This window comes from Geobacillus sp. C56-T3, assembly GCF_000092445.1.
Classification (GTDB): domain Bacteria; phylum Bacillota; class Bacilli; order Bacillales; family Anoxybacillaceae; genus Geobacillus; species Geobacillus thermoleovorans.
This window is the reverse complement of sequence record NC_014206.1, coordinates 391,037-407,767: the sequence shown is the minus strand read 5'-3', so window position 1 is coordinate 407,767 and position 16,731 is coordinate 391,037. Positions and strand designations below refer to the sequence as shown.

Here is a 16,731-nt window from a genome sequence, read left to right as displayed (position 1 = left end):
TCCGTAAGGAAGCGGCTGCTCAAATTCAACACACGTTTGGCTTGCACCCGCAAAGTTTCCCTTCATAATGAATAGTGTTTTCAAGTTGCGGGGATGGATAGGTGAAAATAGAAGGGCATAACCGTTATGTGGATGGTCTGCCCTTCTACACGCTCACGGAAATATATCCCATCAACTCTTTTAGTTGCTGCTGGCATAGGTAATAGTCTCAGGGTCTTGATCCAAGTCAGACGGGGTCACGATGATGCCTCCATCGTCATCCAAATCAAATCCTCGATTTTCCCACGCTTTCCACACGAGCAACGAGCAATACCATTTTGATGATTGGCCTTTTGTCGCTGTTAAACTATACGGCTCACCGATTTGTGCTCTAGCGTATGACTGTGCTGATGTATAATCCTCTCCCATTGCTCCTTTCACCCAAAGTCCTTTCCATGTTTTCCAGCGTGTTTTCCAGTTGTTAACATAGTAGCGCACTCCATCCCCTGGCCAAGCCTCAATGATATATTCACCGTCCCATCGGACGATGGCAGCATGTCCATAATTCCATCCAGAGCTTCCGCTATCATAGGTAATTAAGATGTCCCCATTAGTTCCTAAGGCACCACTTGATGCTAATGCTGATACCCCTTTTGTCTGTTGCCCGCTAATAATTTGATTATACTTGTCAGGAGCATTCTTTTTCATCCACTCTATTTCTTTCTTCACGGCTTCTTGATCAACAGGTTCATTGATTAAATTTATGATTTCTTGCCGCTCTTCTCTTTGTTTCTTTTCCATCTCTTGTTCGATTTGAATCTTCGCCTTATTCACTTGCGCATCCCCCTGAGCGTACACCATCGGAACTCCTGAGGTGCCAATGAGGCCTAAAGCTACAATCGAAGAAAGCAGGAAAGATTTGTTCATAAAATACAAATACCTCCTTTAATTTTATATTTTAACAATTAAAATTTTATTAGAAATTAAAAAAAAAAAAAAAGAGTCTTCATTACCATTTAAAACATAGTAATATATTCACAAAAATAAAAAATATCTAATATTTACCCATCTACACTTAGATAGAGAGAGACGTTGGAGCACCCGTCCTGCAGTTCAGCTGAGTTGTGGTAACAGCCAACAAAGCCCTTCCAGGAACGTCATTTCAAACAGCGTTATGGTTTTGGTCGCGGGCCAACTCGCATGGCGGGCGCATGTATTCTGCCGGCTCTTACAAGAAGAGGATTGTTGACGATACAGATCCGTGTTTCTATCCTTCACCTTGCACAAGCACTTCACAAAAAAATCGCCTCTTCCCCGCCGATTCGCTGGAAAAGAGGCGATGTCTTCTTACGATTGGCTGCTGTCTCTCGCTTTTAAGGTGACCGATACGGTCGTCTCAAACCCATCACGATAGATCGTCAGTTTGATGCGATCGCCCACCAATGTTTTCGTGTACAAATATTTGCGCAAGGCGCTGACGCTGTCGATTTTCTGTCCGTTGATCGCGACGATGACGTCTTTTGACTTCAACCCGGCATCGGCCGCCGGCGAGAACGGTTCGACCGACGTGATGGCCGCACCATATGTCACGTTGGACGGCAATTTCAGTTCATCCGTGCGGACGTCATCGGACAAATCGGCCACATCGACGAGCTGTACGCCAAGGTACGGGCGTTTGATTTTCCCGTCTTTCATGAGCTGTTCGACAATCGGTTTGACATTTTCGCTTGGGATCGCAAAGCCGAGCCCTTCAACGCCCGTTTCGGCGATTTTCATGCTGTTGATGCCGATCACTTGCCCCGCGCTGTTAATGAGCGCTCCGCCGCTGTTGCCCGGGTTGATGGCGGCGTCCGTTTGGATGACGTCGATTTCCCAATCTCCCGCTGACGTTGAGACGGGCATCGTCCGTTTGCCGCTGACGATCCCTTCGGTGACCGTCCGCGACAAATCAAGGCCGAGCGGGTTGCCGATCGCCGCGACAGGCTCGCCGATTTTCACCTTCGACGAGTCGCCGAAACTCGCCACGTTCGTCACCCCTTCAGCGGGGATTTTCAAGACGGCGAGGTCGGTGAGGGCATCCGCGCCGACGATCTCGGCGTTCACTTTTTTCCCGTTCGCGAGCGCCACTTCGACTTTGTTTGCCCCTTCAATGACATGGTTGTTCGTCACAATGTAGGCCACATTGCCTTCTTTTTTAAAGATGACGCCTGAACCCGTTCCCGCTTCGGTATCTTGTGCTTGATCAGAGAAAAAGTCGACTTGCTTCTGAATGTTGACGACCCCGACGACCGCATCGGCCACTTTGTTAATGGCGTCAATCATATTCGTTTTGACGTTCGCCGTCGGCTGCAATGGCAGCGCCTCGCTTTTTGCGGTCGTTTCCGCTGTTTCCGTTTGGGAATTCGTTTCTTCATGCATCCATTTCGGCGCCACATACCACGTCGCCGCGCTCCCGATCACCGCCCCCGCGACGGAAGCGGCGAGCCACGATACGAAGCGGCCGCGGCGTTTCGGTTCTGGCGTTGGGGTTGGTTCAAATGGCATCATGTCCATGGGTCATCTCCTCCTTCATGATCCCTAATCGCATATGCGGCATTTTTGTGCGAATGGCCGCCAAGCAGTGAAATGGCGGGCGAAATACGACGATGCCACCGACATCGATCGGCCTTGCATAAAGAGAAGACCAGCGTCGCTGTTTCTTCCGGTTGTTCTGATGCATCGTTTCATCCCTTCCTGCATACGTTATGTTGTCTCCGGCGCTGGCGTCATCCGCTTCTGCTTCCGCCTCCGTCCCGCTGCGAGCGTGCGGATCGACAGGAAAATCCCCGTCGCGGTCAAAATGATCATCGCCACCGCCGCGACATCAACCGCCCAGCGGATGTCAAGCGAACCGATTCTCCCTTCGTGCAGCTGGCGGACGAACATCATGAGCGACGATCCGCCTCCCTCGGCGCGCGGTGCCATCGGGGCCGTAGATGCCCCCGCTCCCGACGTCTGCCCCGCCCCGAACGCGTTCATTCCTTCCTGCGCGGCGCGGTGCATCTCGCCGCGCTCCGCCTGGCCAATGAGCCACGGCTCGGATAGAAGGAGCCCCGTCACCGCCTCAACAAGCAAAAAGATCGAACTGATCAGCCCAATCCAAAGATGCAAATTCCTCATTTTCCTCATCGCCGTTTTCCTCCTTTTCCTCTTCGTCCATCATGATAGCCAAGGAAGGTGAAAAAATGGTGAAAATTCTTTTTGAGAGAACGGCCTTCTGCGCGGCGAATCGGCTGCGTTTTCACCGTTTTTTCACGAACGATTTGATATGATAAGAAGGAAGAGAGACAGAACGGGAGGAATGGCGATGAAAATTTTGCTGGCCGAGGACGATCTTCACCTAGGGGAGCTGATCGTTCACTTATTGAAAAAGAAAGGCATCGACCATATCGATTGGGTGCAGGAAGGGGAAGATGCGTACGATTACGCCATGGCGGAGTTTTACGATGTCGTCGTGCTCGATTGGATGCTTCCAAACGGCGATGGGGTGGACATTTGTCGACGGTTGAGGCAAAACGGCTACACAGGCGCGATTTTGATGTTGACGGCGAAAGACGCTGTGCAAGACCGCGTCACCGGGCTTGAAGCCGGGGCGGATGACTATTTGGTCAAGCCGTTTGAAATCGACGAGCTCGTCGCGCGGCTCAAGGCGCTCGCCCGGCGCACGTTCGTCCCGCTTCAAGAGGAAAAAGTGGCGTTTCACGGCTTCACCTTAAACCGGACAAGCCATACGCTCCATCGCGGCGATGAAGAGATTTTCCTCACTCCACGCGAGTTTCAGCTTCTCGATTTGCTCGTGCAAAACCAAGGCCAAGTCGTGCCGCGCGAGACGATTTTGGACCGCGTCTGGGGCTGGGATGCGGATGTGTCGATGAAAACGATCGACGCGACAATCAAGCTATTGCGCAAAAAGTTGAAAGACGATGTCATCCAAACGGTGCGCGGGGTGGGATATAAAATTGATAAATCGATGGAATGAATGGCGCGACTGGCTGCGCCGCTTAGGAAGCGCCGACTTGTTCCGCCGCGCCCATTGGCGGCTGACGGCGCTCTATAGCGGCATTTTCACCTTGTTTCTCGCCTTGTTTATCATGATCGCCGCGGCCTTGTTTTACTGGATCGCTACCTCTGACCAAGAGCGGCGCATCAGCCGCCTCGCCGAGCAAGAGGCGAATACGATCGAACAAGTGCTGCTCAAGCAAAGCAATTTCGACTTGTTTGATGATGAAAATGTCATTTTGTTAAGCGAAGACCAACTCTTTTTTTACGTCATCAGCCCGGACGGGGGCCTGCTCGCCGGGGATGAAGTCCACCCGCGCCTGCGTCCGTATTTTTTAAACGCCTTGTCCCATCTCAAGGCAAATGAGCGCGCTCCCGTCTACATGAGCGTCTCTTTGCCGGAACATATGCCCGGCCTCGCGCGCGAAGCGGCCCGCGACTGGCGCGTGCTCGCCGCCGCCCGTCCGCTCGTCATCCACGGCGATTTCGTGGGCATGCTGTATATCGGCATGGACGTCACGTCGTTTTTCGGCGTGTTCCATTGGCTGCTCATTGTGCTCATCGGCTTGGCCGTTTTGTTTCTTGCCGTCGGCGTGGCGCTCAGCTTCTTTATGTCCAAGCGCGCGCTCGCACCGATTGAAGAGGCGTACGAGCGGCAGCGCCAGTTCGTCGCCGACGCCTCTCATGAGCTGCGGACGCCGCTCAGCGTCGTCTTCTCGTCCGTCGAGGCGCTTTCGCTTGAGGAGGATGTGATGAAAAACGACTTTGCCCGCCGCCTGCTCGACCGCCTGCGTGACGAATTGAAGCGAATCACGAAACTGATGAACGACTTGTTGACGCTCGCCCGCGCGGATGCGAAACACGCCGCGCTGGAGCTTTCAAAACAAACGTTCGATTTCCGCCCGCACGCCGAGCGCACGTTCCAGCTCATGTCGGAACTGGCGGCGAAAAAACAGATTACGATGCATTTTCACGCTCCCGAGCAAGCGCTCGTCACCGCTGACCCGGACAAATTGACGCAGCTGTTGTACATTTTGCTCGACAACGCGATCAAATACACCCCCGAAGGCGGCGAGGTGACGCTGTCGATCCGCACCGAGCCAAAGCACGTGTTCCTTTCCGTCAAAGACACCGGCATCGGCATCCCGCCGGAAGACATCGGCCGCATTTTCGACCGCTTTTACCGCGTCGACAAAGCGCGCTCGCGCCAACAAGGCGGCCACGGCCTCGGGCTGTCGATCGCCAAGTGGATCGTCGAGGCTCACGGCGGCAAGATCCACGTCCAAAGCCAACTCGGGCAAGGGTCGGAATTTCTTGTCCGTTTGCCTGTCTAAAAGGTAGGTGAAAAACCATCGTTTCCCTAACATGCAACGGTCTTCGAGGGAATGCAAAGGTTAAGGTTCGCAAACTTTCTCTATTTGAGAACCCGCATTTTTGTGCCGCGTTTTCTATTCAATCACCGTCCTTCTCACGACAAAGCGTTCATGCTTTCCTCTAAGTCAAAAGGTGTCCCAAACGGATCGGGACACCTTTTGCTCATCATGACCAGATGAACGGTTGAATTTTATATTTTACCATACCTTAAAGATGAATTGATCATTTCTACTTGTTGCAAGCATATGTTGTTTATGTTAAGATGTAAAACGAAATGACCAAAATGTCCATTTAGTCAAAAACAAAGGATGAACGCCCATGTCAGATAAAAAGAAACAAATTATTGATGCAGCAACCAAGTCGTTTTCACTTTTTGGTTATAAGGCGACGACAATGGATCAAGTGGCGAAGATGGCGAAAGTCGGGAAAGGAACCATTTATACGTTTTTCAAAAGCAAAGAAGAGCTGCTTGAGGATATTGTTTCTTCCGTTATTTTCGAAATTAAGCGCGAGGCGGATGCGGCGATCGATCATCGCTTATCGTTTAATGAAAACGTACAACGAGCCTTGCAGCGTATCTTTACGTTTCGCAAAGAGCATGAACTGACAATAAAACTTTTACAGGAAGTTCGTGATATTGGCACGCCAGCTGTACGGGACGTGATGAAGCGGCTTGATCGCGAAATGATCGCTTACATTCGTGAGAAAATTGAAGAGGCGATGGCAAAAGGTCAAGTTCGTTCTTGCGATTCGAAGTTAATGGCGTTTTTAATGTTTAAAATGTACATTGCTTTAAACATTGATTGGGGAAAAGAGTACGAACCATTGTCTCAACAAAAGATTGCCGAGCTGTTTGATTTATATTTGTTAAAAGGATTGTCACCATGATGGTCCTTCTCTTTTTGATGAAAAAATGACTAAATGGACAAATTGGTCAATATTTTTTACAAAAGGAGGTTAAGCATGTGCACGCATTTCAATTATGGATGCAAGAGTTGAAAGCAGTCACATCCAATCGGAAAGTGCTTATTCCGATTATGGCTGTATTATTTATTCCACTTCTATACAGCGGCATGTTTTTATGGGCGTTTTGGGATCCATACGATCATTTGGACGAACTTCCTGTCGCCGTGGTAAACAAAGACAAGGGGACAACGTTTGAGGGGAAAGAGTTTCATCTTGGCGATGATCTTGTTGAAAAGTTAAAAGAAAAAAAACAGTTTGACTGGCATTTTGTAAACGAACGTGAAGGGGAAAAAGGATTAAAAGAACAAAAGTACTATATGCTCATTCAAATCCCTGAAGATTTTTCGCAAAATGCAACAACGTTACAAGACGATCACCCGAAAAAACTTCAACTTATTTACAAACCCAATGAAGGGTTTAACTTTTTATCCGCTCAAATTGGCGGAACAGCGGTTGAAAAAATCAAAACAGAAGTAGCCAAAACGTTAACGGAAACGTACGCAGAAAATATGTTTGAAAACATTCAAACATTAGCAGATGGGTTAACAAAAGCGAGCGATGGGGCCAAACAATTACATGATGGTCTCAGCGAGGCAAAAAATGGAACAAACAAACTGTATGATGGAATGAAAAAAGCGCAGGATGGATCCAAAGATTTGCATCATCATTTGGCGACACTTGCCGAAAAATCCATTGCCTTTACTGACGGATTGCATCAAGCAGCCAATGGTTCCGCGCAAGTTCAAACAGGTGTTCAAATGCTTGACAATGGGATAAAACACATGGTGGACGGACAAGGGCAGCTGCTTGACGGAGCAAAACAGGCGCAAGAGGGCACCGCGAATCTTGCTTTAGGTGCAAAACGTGTATATGAAGGAATGCAAGCACTCGATGCCCGCATGCCGCAACTTTTGCAAGGTTCGGAACAACTAAGCGTGGGGGCCGAAAAGCTAGCATCATCACTTGCACAATGGCAACAAGGAGCGACTCAAGTTCAAACAGGGGCGACTCAAGTGACAGGCGGACTTGAACGGCTAACGGCACAGCTTGATGCACTCATTGCTCAAACCCCCGATCCGACACAAAAGGCGGTGTATGAGCAGCTAAAAGAAAATGTTGTAAAATTATCATTAGGAAGCAAACAAATCGAAAATGGCATTGCTCAGTTAAACGATGGAACCAAAGCATTACAATCAGGAGCAGCATCGTTAAGCGGAGGGGCCAAACAGCTACATGAAGGGCATATTGCCCTCGATCAAGGAGTAAACAAATTGCTTTCTGGGCAACAACAGCTTGTAAATGGCGCAAATGCACTTGCGAACGGCCAAGAAAAACTTGTCGCAGGCATGAATACGTTACACGAAAAAATGAAAGAAGCGGAACAAGGAGCTGACAAACTCGCGAATGGCGGCCAAACACTGACCTCTGGTCTGCAAGTGCTTGCTCAAGGAGCTGATCGGCTGCAAGACGGCGCCCATCAATTGGCGGATGGTTCGCAGCAACTAGCAAGCGGAATGAATGAATTAACGAGTGGAACAAGGGATTTGCAAGATGGTATGAATCGACTGACAGACGGCTCGGAAGAACTAGCGGATAAGTTAAAAGAAGGAGCCAAAAAAGCAAGCGACGTAAAAGCAAATGAAGACGTATACGACATGTTTGCAGAACCGGTGAAAGTAAAAAATGAAAAAGTGAATGAAGTGCCAAACTACGGAACAGGATTTACACCATATTTCTTGTCGTTAGGATTGTTTGTTGGGGCGCTTTTACTTTCGATTGTCTTCCCGCTTCGCGAACCAGCGGGGGTTCCACGTTCGCCATTTCATTGGTTTTTCGCTAAATTTGGTGTACTCATTGGTGTTGGTATTTTGCAAGCGCTCCTGGCCGATAGCGTATTGCTTTACGGACTTGACTTACAAGTGAAAAGTGTTCCATTCTTTATCTTGTTTAGCGTCGTCACAAGCATTACTTTTTTATCTGTCATTCAATTTCTCGTCACAACCTTCGGGGATCCGGGACGGTTTATTGGGATTGTCGTATTAATTTTGCAATTAACAACAAGCGCCGGAACGTTCCCACTCGAGTTAATTCCGCGTTCGTTGCAGCATTTTAACGCATGGCTCCCAATGACCTATTCTGTTTTCGGATTCAAAGCGGTCATCTCAAGCGGCGATTTCTCATTTATGTGGGAAAACATCGGTAAGTTACTACTGTTTATCGTCGCCATGATGGTTGGAACGATGGCATATTTTACGATGCAACATCGCCGGCAATTTGCAACGGCCGTCGAACAAGCTTCTGAGGCATAATATGCTTCAGAAGCTTTATTTTTCACCTTACATTTCGCACCCTTCCAACGAAAATAGGGAAGATTTTTTTCGCTCTGATATCAAATGAATCGTTGATGCACAAAGAAAAGTGAAGGAGTTTTTCTCTCATGGATGTGCAAATCAAAGAGGTCTATCGTAGTTATTATTTGAAAATATAATAAGTGCTCTAGTCAAAAAAACTGGGCCTCCCCACACCTATCAAGTTAAGAATTCGAGCCTTTGTGCATCGTTAAAAACATGGCATCCTTTCTAGCGAATACTCTTTGTTAGAAAGGATTTTTTCTATTGATAAAAATGAGGGTGTCCCAAAAGGATCGAGACACCCTCTTTCGTTTCTATATATACGCACCGACCGATTCTTAATCACTATATTTTGTGCCTATTCTGAAGACAGACTTCCTTTTGAGTCAGTCCTATGCCTAAAATGAGAAATATTCTTTTCTTCATCCCATGGGCACAAACACTATGTATGGATAGAGCGATTTTTAACGCTGAACTTGACGGATATGGACATGGATGAGAGCATCTACGTATAACATGATACGGAACGACTAACGATGGTAAAAAAAAGATTGCCATCGCTAGTCGTGTTGGCCAAAACGTTATTCTGAAAAGCGAGATAAAAAATCCTTTGTTTTGACCTTGTTAGGGTGCGAAATGTGAGCTGGCGTTCAAATAATCTACTTTGTTAAGCATTGCCTACTCATTGAGCAAACTTTTCAATTCTGTTTCATATTTTGAAGGAACGACCCCATATTTTCCTGTTTTTTTATCGAAGATCATTGTGTTATTCTTCTTAAACCAAATGTTGTAATTGAATAGCCTGTCCTTCGTTTTTGGATGTTCGAGCCAAAAACGATAGTCGGGTTGACCTTCATCGACTTTGGCTGTTTTTGACCATTCTACAAATTTCATAATTTCGATTATTCTATTTACTTTTCTTTTGTCTCGAATTTCATAAATGCTAGAAAAGTCCTCCATTCTGCTTGTTACTCGAATGACTTCTACCTCCTTTCGATTGAAATCTGTTTTTGCTGATGTTTGAAAGAAAATCACTGCTCCGCATACGCATAAAAGAAGAATAGACAGCAAACTATAAAGTTTTTTCATAGGGAATTCACCTCACATGTACAAAGTTGACATTGCCAAAAAATCAAACATTCTTCGTATTCTTTTGTATGAAAGACTGGGTGAGGAATCATATGTTTTCCTTAACCGATGGTTCTTGAACGGTAAGACAGGCGTTATAAAGTTTCTCAGTTTGATAAGCACTATGGTTGAACCTTATGTTCTGTTTCATCACCCGCCTTCTCAGATTCTATTACCCTATTCAACATCTTCCCTGCCTTTCTTGCAAATAGTCTTGTGATTATATCATAGCACAATAACAGAAAAATGTTTATTTACAAAAAAATGTTATTGTTTATAATAATAATAAAATATTGGATTTAGGGAGGATTGGTTTATGAGAAGATTTTCTTTTTGCTTCCTATCGTCCGTTTTCTTGTTGGTTATAGCCCTTTTTTCACCAACTTCCCGTGTAGGGGCTGAGCAGTTCATTCAGAACAAAGTGAAGCTCAAAAACGTATTTGTGGACATTCATTATGACAAATCACAAGTAAATTTGGTGCGAACGGAGGATCAGAATTCCACTAAAATTAGCCTAGTCGATAAAAAATCGGGAAAGATTTTAGAAACATACGGTGAAATTATACAGCCCCTAGAACAAGTTGCAACAAAAACAGTTGGAATGAATGATGCATCGGTTGCAAATGCATCTGGAACATATTCGATTTCGACTGTCTATCGCGAACGAAATGACGGTCCAGCCGTTTCTAGATTGAGCACCCAACTTTACATCTATTCATATGATTCGTTTCGTCAAATTAATAAAGTATTGAACACCTGGTGGTCTGAAGCTAGTGGAGGAAGTTGGTATTTGACTCGTGACGTAGCCAACACAGTTTCAATGACTGGATCCTTTCCTACTACAAAAGTGCAGACATCAGGAAGTGCTACAATTGAAGTGAAGACTAGCTATAGTATAACAGGATCATTTTCCATTTCGGCTCTTAAAGAGGCTGGGTTCACGTACGGCTATTCATCAGGGTCAGATATTTATTATAGAAAACCGATCAACTTAGGGTTCGTGTATTCACTTTATTAGGGGGGCGGGGGGCAACACGCTTGCCTTCCTCTTGAAAGCAAAAGGCGCTCCAGGCAGACGGGGGCGCCTTTTAATCATCATAGCTGCATAAGCCGCTTCAGCGTTTTTTCCAAAACGAAGCGTTGCCCTGTGTTAGGCAATGCAACAAGTGGAGGGCGTTAGTAATCATAAAATAAATCAACGCATTCACGATGGCATTGACATAGGGCATGACCAAGTCTCCGACATCGCGGATTTCGATCGGAAACAGGCGGATGATGAGGACAGACACCGCGATGATGAGGAACGAACCGATCAGAGTACCGCCGAACCGCGCCTGCGGATGCCATCGAATTCTCGCCAAGCCGACGATCAACGAGCCGATGGCGAACCAGAGAAACGAGCCGTACGCATAGTACCCCACGTTAAACGTAGAAAACAAAAAGGAAAACAACCATACCAACAAAGCGCCGACCACATCAAACCCATACGACCGAACCACGTCTTTCCTTCCTCCCCCACCATGTCATGAGAAAATCACCGTCTATCTTGCAGCGGATCCCCCTAATGGAGGATATGCTCAAAACCCCTTCAAAAAATATTCGCTTTTCACCTAATTTTCTCCTTCCCCTTCTACAATACAAACCGTAAGCCAGTCCACCATGGAAAAGGAGGTGACGAGATCGAAGAAAGCTCGGGCAGTTTTTCTGCTCTCCCTTGTTGCCCTTGCTGGGGTCAGTCTGTTTCACGTTCTCACACCGCATGAAGTGATGGCGCACGGGCGTCCGGGCGCTATGTTTGACGGCATGCATGGCGGCTTTGGCCATCATCGTCCAGAGTTCGGAATGGGACCGCGGGGAGGATGGATGATGGCGGGCTTGCTGATGTGGCTCATCCCTCTCTTGCTCGTGGGCGCGGGGGCGATATGGCTCGCTGCGGCGCGGTCGAAGCGCTGGATCGGCTGGGTGCTCGTCGCTGTAGGGATTGCGGCGCTCCTGCCGAAATGGGTGTTGATTTTGCTTGCACTGGCCGCGGTGTACGCCTCGGGGCGGCGTCAAGCGCGCAAACCGTCCGCTGTTGAGGCGTTGATGCCAGCGGCGCCTTCGGTTTCCACCGATTGGCTCGATGAATGGGAAAAATCAATTCAAAAGGAGGATCAATCAAATGGGTATTTTTCGCCGAATGAAGACGATCGTTCTCGCTGAAGTGAACGAACAAATCGACCGCTGGGAAGACCCCGTCGCCATGACGAAACAATATTTGCGTGAACTTGAAAAGCAGCTCGAACGAGGGCGCCAGGCGCTCGCCCAGCAATGGGTCGCCGAGCGGCGCTATGAGACGCTCATCGCCCAAGCGGAGGCGACGATTGAAAAACGGAGCCGCCAAGCGAAACTGGCGCTCGAGCGCAACGAAGAAGCCGTCGCCAAACTCGCCTTGCGCGACAAGCTGTTGTATGAGAAAAAGCTGGAGGCGTACAAACAACAATACGACGCCATCAAAGCGAAAACGGCGGAAGTCGCCAACCGTCTAAACCAACTGCGCGAGCGGTACGACGAGCTCGCAGCTAAGCAGCTGGAGCTCGCTACCCGCGTTAACGCCGCGCAAGCGTTGAAGCAAATCGACTCGGCGCTCGCCTCCTTTTCCGCCGACGAGGCGCTGCGCGGATTCGCCCGCATGGAAGAGCGCGTCATCGCGTTAGAAGCCGAAGCGGCAGCCGCCCGATTCGGAACGAACGCCGTGTTGTCCCCTTTGCCGTTTGACGAAGAAGTCGAACGTGAACTGGCGAAATGGAAAGACGCCCAAGCGCATAACGCCTAATTTCCCCCTCCCCCCTTTTGACATAGATCACCCCCTTGCCGGGCAGGCAAGGGGGATTCGTTTGTTTGCGCACCTTTTCGCCCTCTTGGGCAGACAGCGGCCAAAAGCGCATGCAGCCCGTGACCAGCCTGCACGATGCCTTACTGTCATGGTCTTGCCCCATTGATAAGCAAAATCGTTTCCTTTGTTTTTCCATCGTGCTAAAATTAATTAGAGAGACGAAAGAATACAGGAGATGACCTTCCTTGAACTGGAAACGAAACGTCCGCATCCTTTGGCTGTGCAATTTCATGGTGTCGGCGGGAATGACGATGGTCATTCCGTTTTTGTCGCTGCTGTTGTGGGAAATGGGCGTCACCGAGCACCATTCGTTGAGCGTCTGGACCGGTCTTGTCTTTTCGGCGACGTTTTTGTCGGCGGCCATCATGGCGCCGATTTGGGGCATGTTCGCCGACAAGTACGGCCAGCGCGCCAACCTCATCCGCGCAGGGATTGGCATGGGGCTGATCACCAGCTGCATGGCGTTCGCCCATTCGCCGATGGCGCTGCTTGTTCTTCGCTTTTTGGTCGGCTTTTTCTCGGGATTCATCACCGTCTCGTTTTCGTACTTGGCGCGCGTCGTGCCAAAAGACCATAGCGGCGAGGCGCTCGGGACGCTGCAGACGGGAAGCATCGCCGGCAACATCATCGGGCCGCTCATCGGCGGCGCCTTATCCGATTGGTTCGGCTTCCGCCCGGTGTTTCTCGTGACCGGGTTTTGCATTTTGGCGACATTGCTTCCTGTCGTCTTTTGGCTCGACAAAGACCCCGTCGCGCCGCAGACGCAAGAGCGCCATGCCAGTTTCAAAGAAGTATTCGCCCATCGGCCGCTCGTCATCTTGTTTGTCGCCACCTTTCTCGTGCAAATCGCCGTTCTTGGCGTCAACTCGATGATGACGATTTTCGTCCAGTCGCTCGTCGGCGATTCTCGCAATCTCGCATTTCTATCAGGGCTCGCCTCCTCGATCACCGGAATCGCCACGATCATCGGCGCGCCGTATTTAGGCAAGCTCGGCGACCGGATCGGGCAGGAGAAAACACTGCCGATGTTGCTTCTGCTCTCCGGCCTGTTCGCCTTGCCGCAAGTATGGACGGACCATCTTTATGAATTGTACGTCTGGCGCTTCTTGCAAGGGCTTGTTGTCGGCGGCGTATGGCCGTCTATTCAAGCTCTCATCAACGCGCAATGCCCACGCCGCATTCAAGGCCGCGTGTTCGGCGTCACGGCAAGCTCCCGCTTCCTCGGCAACTTGACCGGCCCGACCGCCGCCGGCGCGATCGCAGGGTTCTTTTCGATTTCCTCGATTTTTGCCTTGTCCGGATTGTTTCTGATCGCCACCGGCGCATTGGTTGGGTATGCGACGCATGACCGTGCATGGCGCGAAGAAATGAAAGAAAAAATCGCTGCCTGGGCGCATCGCCTTCACATCCGGCACTGACAGCGCGGCCAAGGCCATAAAAAACGGCCTGAGAGGAATCCCTTTCAGGCCGTTTTCTATCATCTCCCCATCCGTTGAAGCAACGAATACGGAATCGCCTCCCCAACCCGCCCGTTCCGCCCGGTCGTCGCCTCCGCCATCGTGAGCGAATTCCAAATCGCTTCTTCGACCGCCTCGATCGCCGCCTGGAACAGCTCATTCATGAGCGGCGCATCGTCGCGGACGAGCGGAGGCAACGGTTGGTGAGAAGAATCAGCGAAATGCGGAATCATATAAGCATTGGAAAACGCAATGACAATATCGCCGCTCCCATGATGGACATGGCTTCCCGTCCGCGCCAGCCCCACCGCCGCCCGCTTCGCCAGCCGCTTCAACTGCCGCGCATCAAGCGGCGCGTCAGTCGCCACAATCATCATAATCGACCCAGGCGGCACATCCCGTTCATCAAATGACGGCGGCACATACGGCACCAATCGCAACTCCTCGCGCCGTCCAAAGTTGCTCACCGCCAGCGCCCCGACTGTATACATCCCGCCCGCGATCCGCGACGAGCTGCCAATGCCCCCTTTCCAGCCAAAGCACATCATCCCCGTTCCTGCGCCGACCGCCCCTTCTTCCATATCGACGCGCGCCGTGGCAATCGCCTGTTTCGCATCCTCCTTCGTCACCGCCATCACCCGCGCCGTATTCAAATAGCTGTCATTGCATTCCCCGACGACAATGTTGACCGACCCAGTCGTATCTCCGATCTCTGGCGTCATCGCAAGCATATGCTCAAGCGTCCCTTGCCAAACTTCCCCGACACTGAACGTATTCGTCAGCATAATCGGCGATTCGATCAACCCAAGTTCCTCGACCTGCACCAACCCGACCGTTTTCCCAAAACCATTCAGCACAAAACAAGCCGCGGGCACCTTCTCCAAAAACCAATTGCCCCCATGCGGCAACACCGCCGTCACCCCAGTGCGGATCACCGTCCGCTCATCCATATCTTCCCGAATCGTCACATGACCGACCCGCACCCCAGGCACATCGGTGATTTGATTGCGCTCCCCTGTCGGAAGCGTGCCGATGGAAAAACCGAGATCGCGAAGCTTGCGGCGCATCATCTTTCCCCTTCCTTCCCTTTGCGCAAGAAAAACAAAACGTCCATTCGGAATCAAACAAATGTTGCTCCTTCTATCAAGTATACCGCATCGAACAAAGCTGCCGCGAGAAAGAAAAAAGAAAGAAGGAGAAGAAACACCTTTCCGTATGACGAGGATGTCAATGGAAAAGGGCAGACCATCTTTATGTTTGATAATGAAGACAACCAACAAGGAGGAAAAGATTGTCAAGCTGTTAATGGGTGCGATAAAAGCTTGCATCACAAGAATTAGTTCTCCTAAGATTATCACTGTGGTAGTTTCAATCCCTCATAGGTACGATAAAAACCCCAAAACAATGCGCATAAAATCAAGACTTTTTCTTTAGGCTGTTTCCAGAATATAAAGTTCAAAAAATTCTGTCAATATTGTTCAGACGTGTTGGCTGTAGGATTTTGACGCAAAAAGACATTGTCGTCGATCCCCGGGGTTTTTGCACGATTGGGGGTCGACGACAATGTGAGGCTCGACGGCGAAGAGCCGCCTTACCCCTTCACCCTTTCAATCTTCTCAACCGGCAGCCCGGTCAGTTCGTGGATCGTGTCGACATCATATCCTTTTGCCAGCATTCTCTTCACCACGTCGAGCTTCCCTTCCTCAATCCCTTTTTGACGCCCTTGCTTCATCCCTTGCTTTAATCCCTGTTCCATTCCTTGTTGGATTCCCTTTTCCATTCCCCGCTGTTCATACGAGATGATGAGCTCCATCACTTGTTTCGCTTCCTTCGTCTCCATTTGGCTCACCTCGTTTCGCAGTTTCGCTTCCTCCTCTTCGGACAACCGCAAATACGTTTCAAAAAAACCGAACAACAGCCGCTGTTTCGCTTCATCCAACTCGAGGCGGACGAGCATGCGCAAAAACTCCTTTTTCACTTCGACCTTTTCTTCTTCATTATACCCCATTTTGCTTAACAAAGCGGCGGCGACGGGATTGTCTTGATGAATATACTGACGCCACGGCTGTTTGCGCAGCTCCACCGTCAAAAAGCGAAAATCGAGAACCTTCAAAAACGGAAACTGGACGATCAATGAGGAAGGTTCATCGTGGTGTTCATCATAGCTGAAGATGGCGATCGGGACAATGCGGCGGCGGTATTTTTGAAACAAGCGGCTGAAGTAGAGGAACATTCGCTCGGGGAAGGTCCGCTGTGCGTAGCTTTGATGTTCGACGTGAACGATGACGAGCCCGTCTTCCCCTTTTACCTTTGTTTCGACCAACAAGTCGACACGGTGCTTCTCTCCGGCCGTCACGTCGGTAAACAGTTCTTCTGAGAGGAAAGAAAGGCGGTGCACGTCGATGTGCTCGTACACGTTGGGAAAGAAAAGAAGCAAAAACTCTTCGAAAAACGTCGACAGCAGCTCTTTGAACAACCGGTCGTGATCGATTCGCTGTTTGGCCACGTTTCCCCTCCTTGCGACATAGCATTCACGATATGATATTCGCTCTCCGCGGCGTAA

At 49.5% G+C, this 16,731-nt stretch carries 15 protein-coding genes and 1 pseudogene; 8 read left to right on the top strand and 8 right to left on the bottom strand.

Annotation, left to right across the window (positions count from 1 at the left end; all coding sequences use genetic code 11):
- Positions 1-180 precede the first annotated feature (180 nt).
- The 4 genes and pseudogenes from GC56T3_RS02200 to GC56T3_RS02185 form a co-directional block, all read right to left on the bottom strand.
- Complete coding sequence (locus tag GC56T3_RS02200) at positions 181-906, bottom strand: YiiX/YebB-like N1pC/P60 family cysteine hydrolase (RefSeq protein WP_013144199.1); 726 nt, start codon at positions 904-906, stop codon at positions 181-183.
- Between the two features lie 420 nt (positions 907-1,326).
- The gene (locus GC56T3_RS02195; protein ID WP_013144198.1) at positions 1,327-2,532 is read right to left on the bottom strand and encodes a S1C family serine protease; all 1,206 of its coding nucleotides are present in this window, start codon (positions 2,530-2,532) and stop codon (positions 1,327-1,329) included.
- Complete coding sequence (locus GC56T3_RS02190; RefSeq protein WP_041468178.1) at positions 2,513-2,698, bottom strand: hypothetical protein; 186 nt, start codon at positions 2,696-2,698, stop codon at positions 2,513-2,515. The genes GC56T3_RS02195 and GC56T3_RS02190 overlap by 20 nt, the downstream gene beginning before the upstream one ends.
- 23 nt (positions 2,699-2,721) lie before the next feature.
- Positions 2,722-3,159 (bottom strand): annotated as a pseudogene (locus GC56T3_RS02185) (PepSY domain-containing protein); the annotation flags it as partial.
- Between the two features lie 166 nt (positions 3,160-3,325).
- Between GC56T3_RS02185 and GC56T3_RS02180 the strand changes: the two are divergent.
- From GC56T3_RS02180 to GC56T3_RS02165, 4 genes are all read left to right on the top strand, one after another.
- The gene (locus GC56T3_RS02180; RefSeq protein WP_013144196.1) at positions 3,326-3,997 is read left to right on the top strand and encodes a response regulator transcription factor; all 672 of its coding nucleotides are present in this window, start codon (positions 3,326-3,328) and stop codon (positions 3,995-3,997) included.
- Positions 3,978-5,351 (top strand): cell wall metabolism sensor histidine kinase WalK, encoded by a 1,374-nt coding sequence (locus tag GC56T3_RS02175; RefSeq protein WP_013144195.1) that lies wholly within the window; start codon positions 3,978-3,980, stop codon positions 5,349-5,351. The genes GC56T3_RS02180 and GC56T3_RS02175 overlap by 20 nt, the downstream gene beginning before the upstream one ends.
- Before the next feature lie 358 nt (positions 5,352-5,709).
- Positions 5,710-6,279 carry a TetR/AcrR family transcriptional regulator gene (locus tag GC56T3_RS02170; protein ID WP_013144194.1) on the top strand — a complete coding sequence of 190 codons (570 nt, stop codon included), beginning with the start codon at positions 5,710-5,712 and terminating at the stop codon, positions 6,277-6,279.
- 77 nt (positions 6,280-6,356) lie between these two features.
- Entirely contained in the window at positions 6,357-8,666 is a 2,310-nt protein-coding gene (locus GC56T3_RS02165; protein WP_013144193.1) for a YhgE/Pip domain-containing protein, read from the top strand.
- 720 nt (positions 8,667-9,386) lie between these two features.
- On the opposite strand, the gene GC56T3_RS02160 is transcribed toward GC56T3_RS02165, so the two are convergent.
- Positions 9,387-9,797, bottom strand: coding sequence for a hypothetical protein (locus tag GC56T3_RS02160; RefSeq protein ID WP_013144192.1), 411 nt, complete (start codon positions 9,795-9,797; stop codon positions 9,387-9,389).
- A gap of 355 nt (positions 9,798-10,152) precedes the next feature.
- Between GC56T3_RS02160 and GC56T3_RS02150 the strand changes: the two genes are divergently transcribed.
- The gene (locus tag GC56T3_RS02150; protein WP_013144191.1) at positions 10,153-10,854 is read left to right on the top strand and encodes a hypothetical protein; all 702 of its coding nucleotides are present in this window, start codon (positions 10,153-10,155) and stop codon (positions 10,852-10,854) included.
- A 97-nt stretch (positions 10,855-10,951) separates the two neighbouring features.
- On the opposite strand, the gene GC56T3_RS02145 is transcribed toward GC56T3_RS02150, so the two are convergent.
- A complete protein-coding gene (locus GC56T3_RS02145) occupies positions 10,952-11,335 on the bottom strand; it encodes a hypothetical protein (RefSeq protein ID WP_013144190.1) in 384 nt (127 codons plus the stop codon).
- A gap of 160 nt (positions 11,336-11,495) precedes the next feature.
- Here GC56T3_RS02145 and GC56T3_RS20260 point away from each other — a divergent pair, with 160 nt between their 5' ends.
- The 3 genes from GC56T3_RS20260 (at position 11,496) to GC56T3_RS02130 (ending at position 14,129) form a co-directional block, all read left to right on the top strand.
- Positions 11,496-12,038, top strand: coding sequence for a hypothetical protein (locus GC56T3_RS20260; protein WP_041468174.1), 543 nt, complete (start codon positions 11,496-11,498; stop codon positions 12,036-12,038).
- Positions 11,998-12,651 (top strand): PspA/IM30 family protein, encoded by a 654-nt coding sequence (locus GC56T3_RS02135; protein ID WP_013144188.1) that lies wholly within the window; start codon positions 11,998-12,000, stop codon positions 12,649-12,651. Before GC56T3_RS20260 ends, GC56T3_RS02135 begins: the two co-directional genes overlap by 41 nt.
- 245 nt (positions 12,652-12,896) lie before the next feature.
- Complete coding sequence (locus GC56T3_RS02130; protein WP_013144187.1) at positions 12,897-14,129, top strand: MFS transporter; 1,233 nt, start codon at positions 12,897-12,899, stop codon at positions 14,127-14,129.
- 59 nt (positions 14,130-14,188) lie between these two features.
- Here GC56T3_RS02130 and GC56T3_RS02125 read toward each other — a convergent pair whose 3' ends face one another.
- Both GC56T3_RS02125 and GC56T3_RS02115 read right to left on the bottom strand, forming a co-directional pair.
- Positions 14,189-15,235, bottom strand: coding sequence for a P1 family peptidase (locus GC56T3_RS02125; RefSeq protein ID WP_041468665.1), 1,047 nt, complete (start codon positions 15,233-15,235; stop codon positions 14,189-14,191).
- 524 nt (positions 15,236-15,759) lie between these two features.
- Complete coding sequence (locus tag GC56T3_RS02115) at positions 15,760-16,674, bottom strand: Rpn family recombination-promoting nuclease/putative transposase (RefSeq protein WP_013144185.1); 915 nt, start codon at positions 16,672-16,674, stop codon at positions 15,760-15,762.
- Positions 16,675-16,731 lie beyond the last annotated feature (57 nt).

Coding starts and splice junctions, on each gene's coding strand:
- GC56T3_RS02200 (WP_013144199.1), bottom strand. CDS start 906: ATGAACAAATCTTTCCTGCTTTCTTCGATTGTAGCTTTAGGCCTCATT.
- GC56T3_RS02195 (WP_013144198.1), bottom strand. CDS start 2,532: ATGGACATGATGCCATTTGAACCAACCCCAACGCCAGAACCGAAACGC.
- GC56T3_RS02190 (WP_041468178.1), bottom strand. CDS start 2,698: ATGCATCAGAACAACCGGAAGAAACAGCGACGCTGGTCTTCTCTTTAT.
- GC56T3_RS02180 (WP_013144196.1), top strand. CDS start 3,326: ATGAAAATTTTGCTGGCCGAGGACGATCTTCACCTAGGGGAGCTGATC.
- GC56T3_RS02170 (WP_013144194.1), top strand. CDS start 5,710: ATGTCAGATAAAAAGAAACAAATTATTGATGCAGCAACCAAGTCGTTT.
- GC56T3_RS02160 (WP_013144192.1), bottom strand. CDS start 9,797: ATGAAAAAACTTTATAGTTTGCTGTCTATTCTTCTTTTATGCGTATGC.
- GC56T3_RS02150 (WP_013144191.1), top strand. CDS start 10,153: ATGAGAAGATTTTCTTTTTGCTTCCTATCGTCCGTTTTCTTGTTGGTT.
- GC56T3_RS20260 (WP_041468174.1), top strand. CDS start 11,496: ATGGAAAAGGAGGTGACGAGATCGAAGAAAGCTCGGGCAGTTTTTCTG.
- GC56T3_RS02135 (WP_013144188.1), top strand. CDS start 11,998: ATGGGTATTTTTCGCCGAATGAAGACGATCGTTCTCGCTGAAGTGAAC.
- GC56T3_RS02125 (WP_041468665.1), bottom strand. CDS start 15,235: ATGCGCCGCAAGCTTCGCGATCTCGGTTTTTCCATCGGCACGCTTCCG.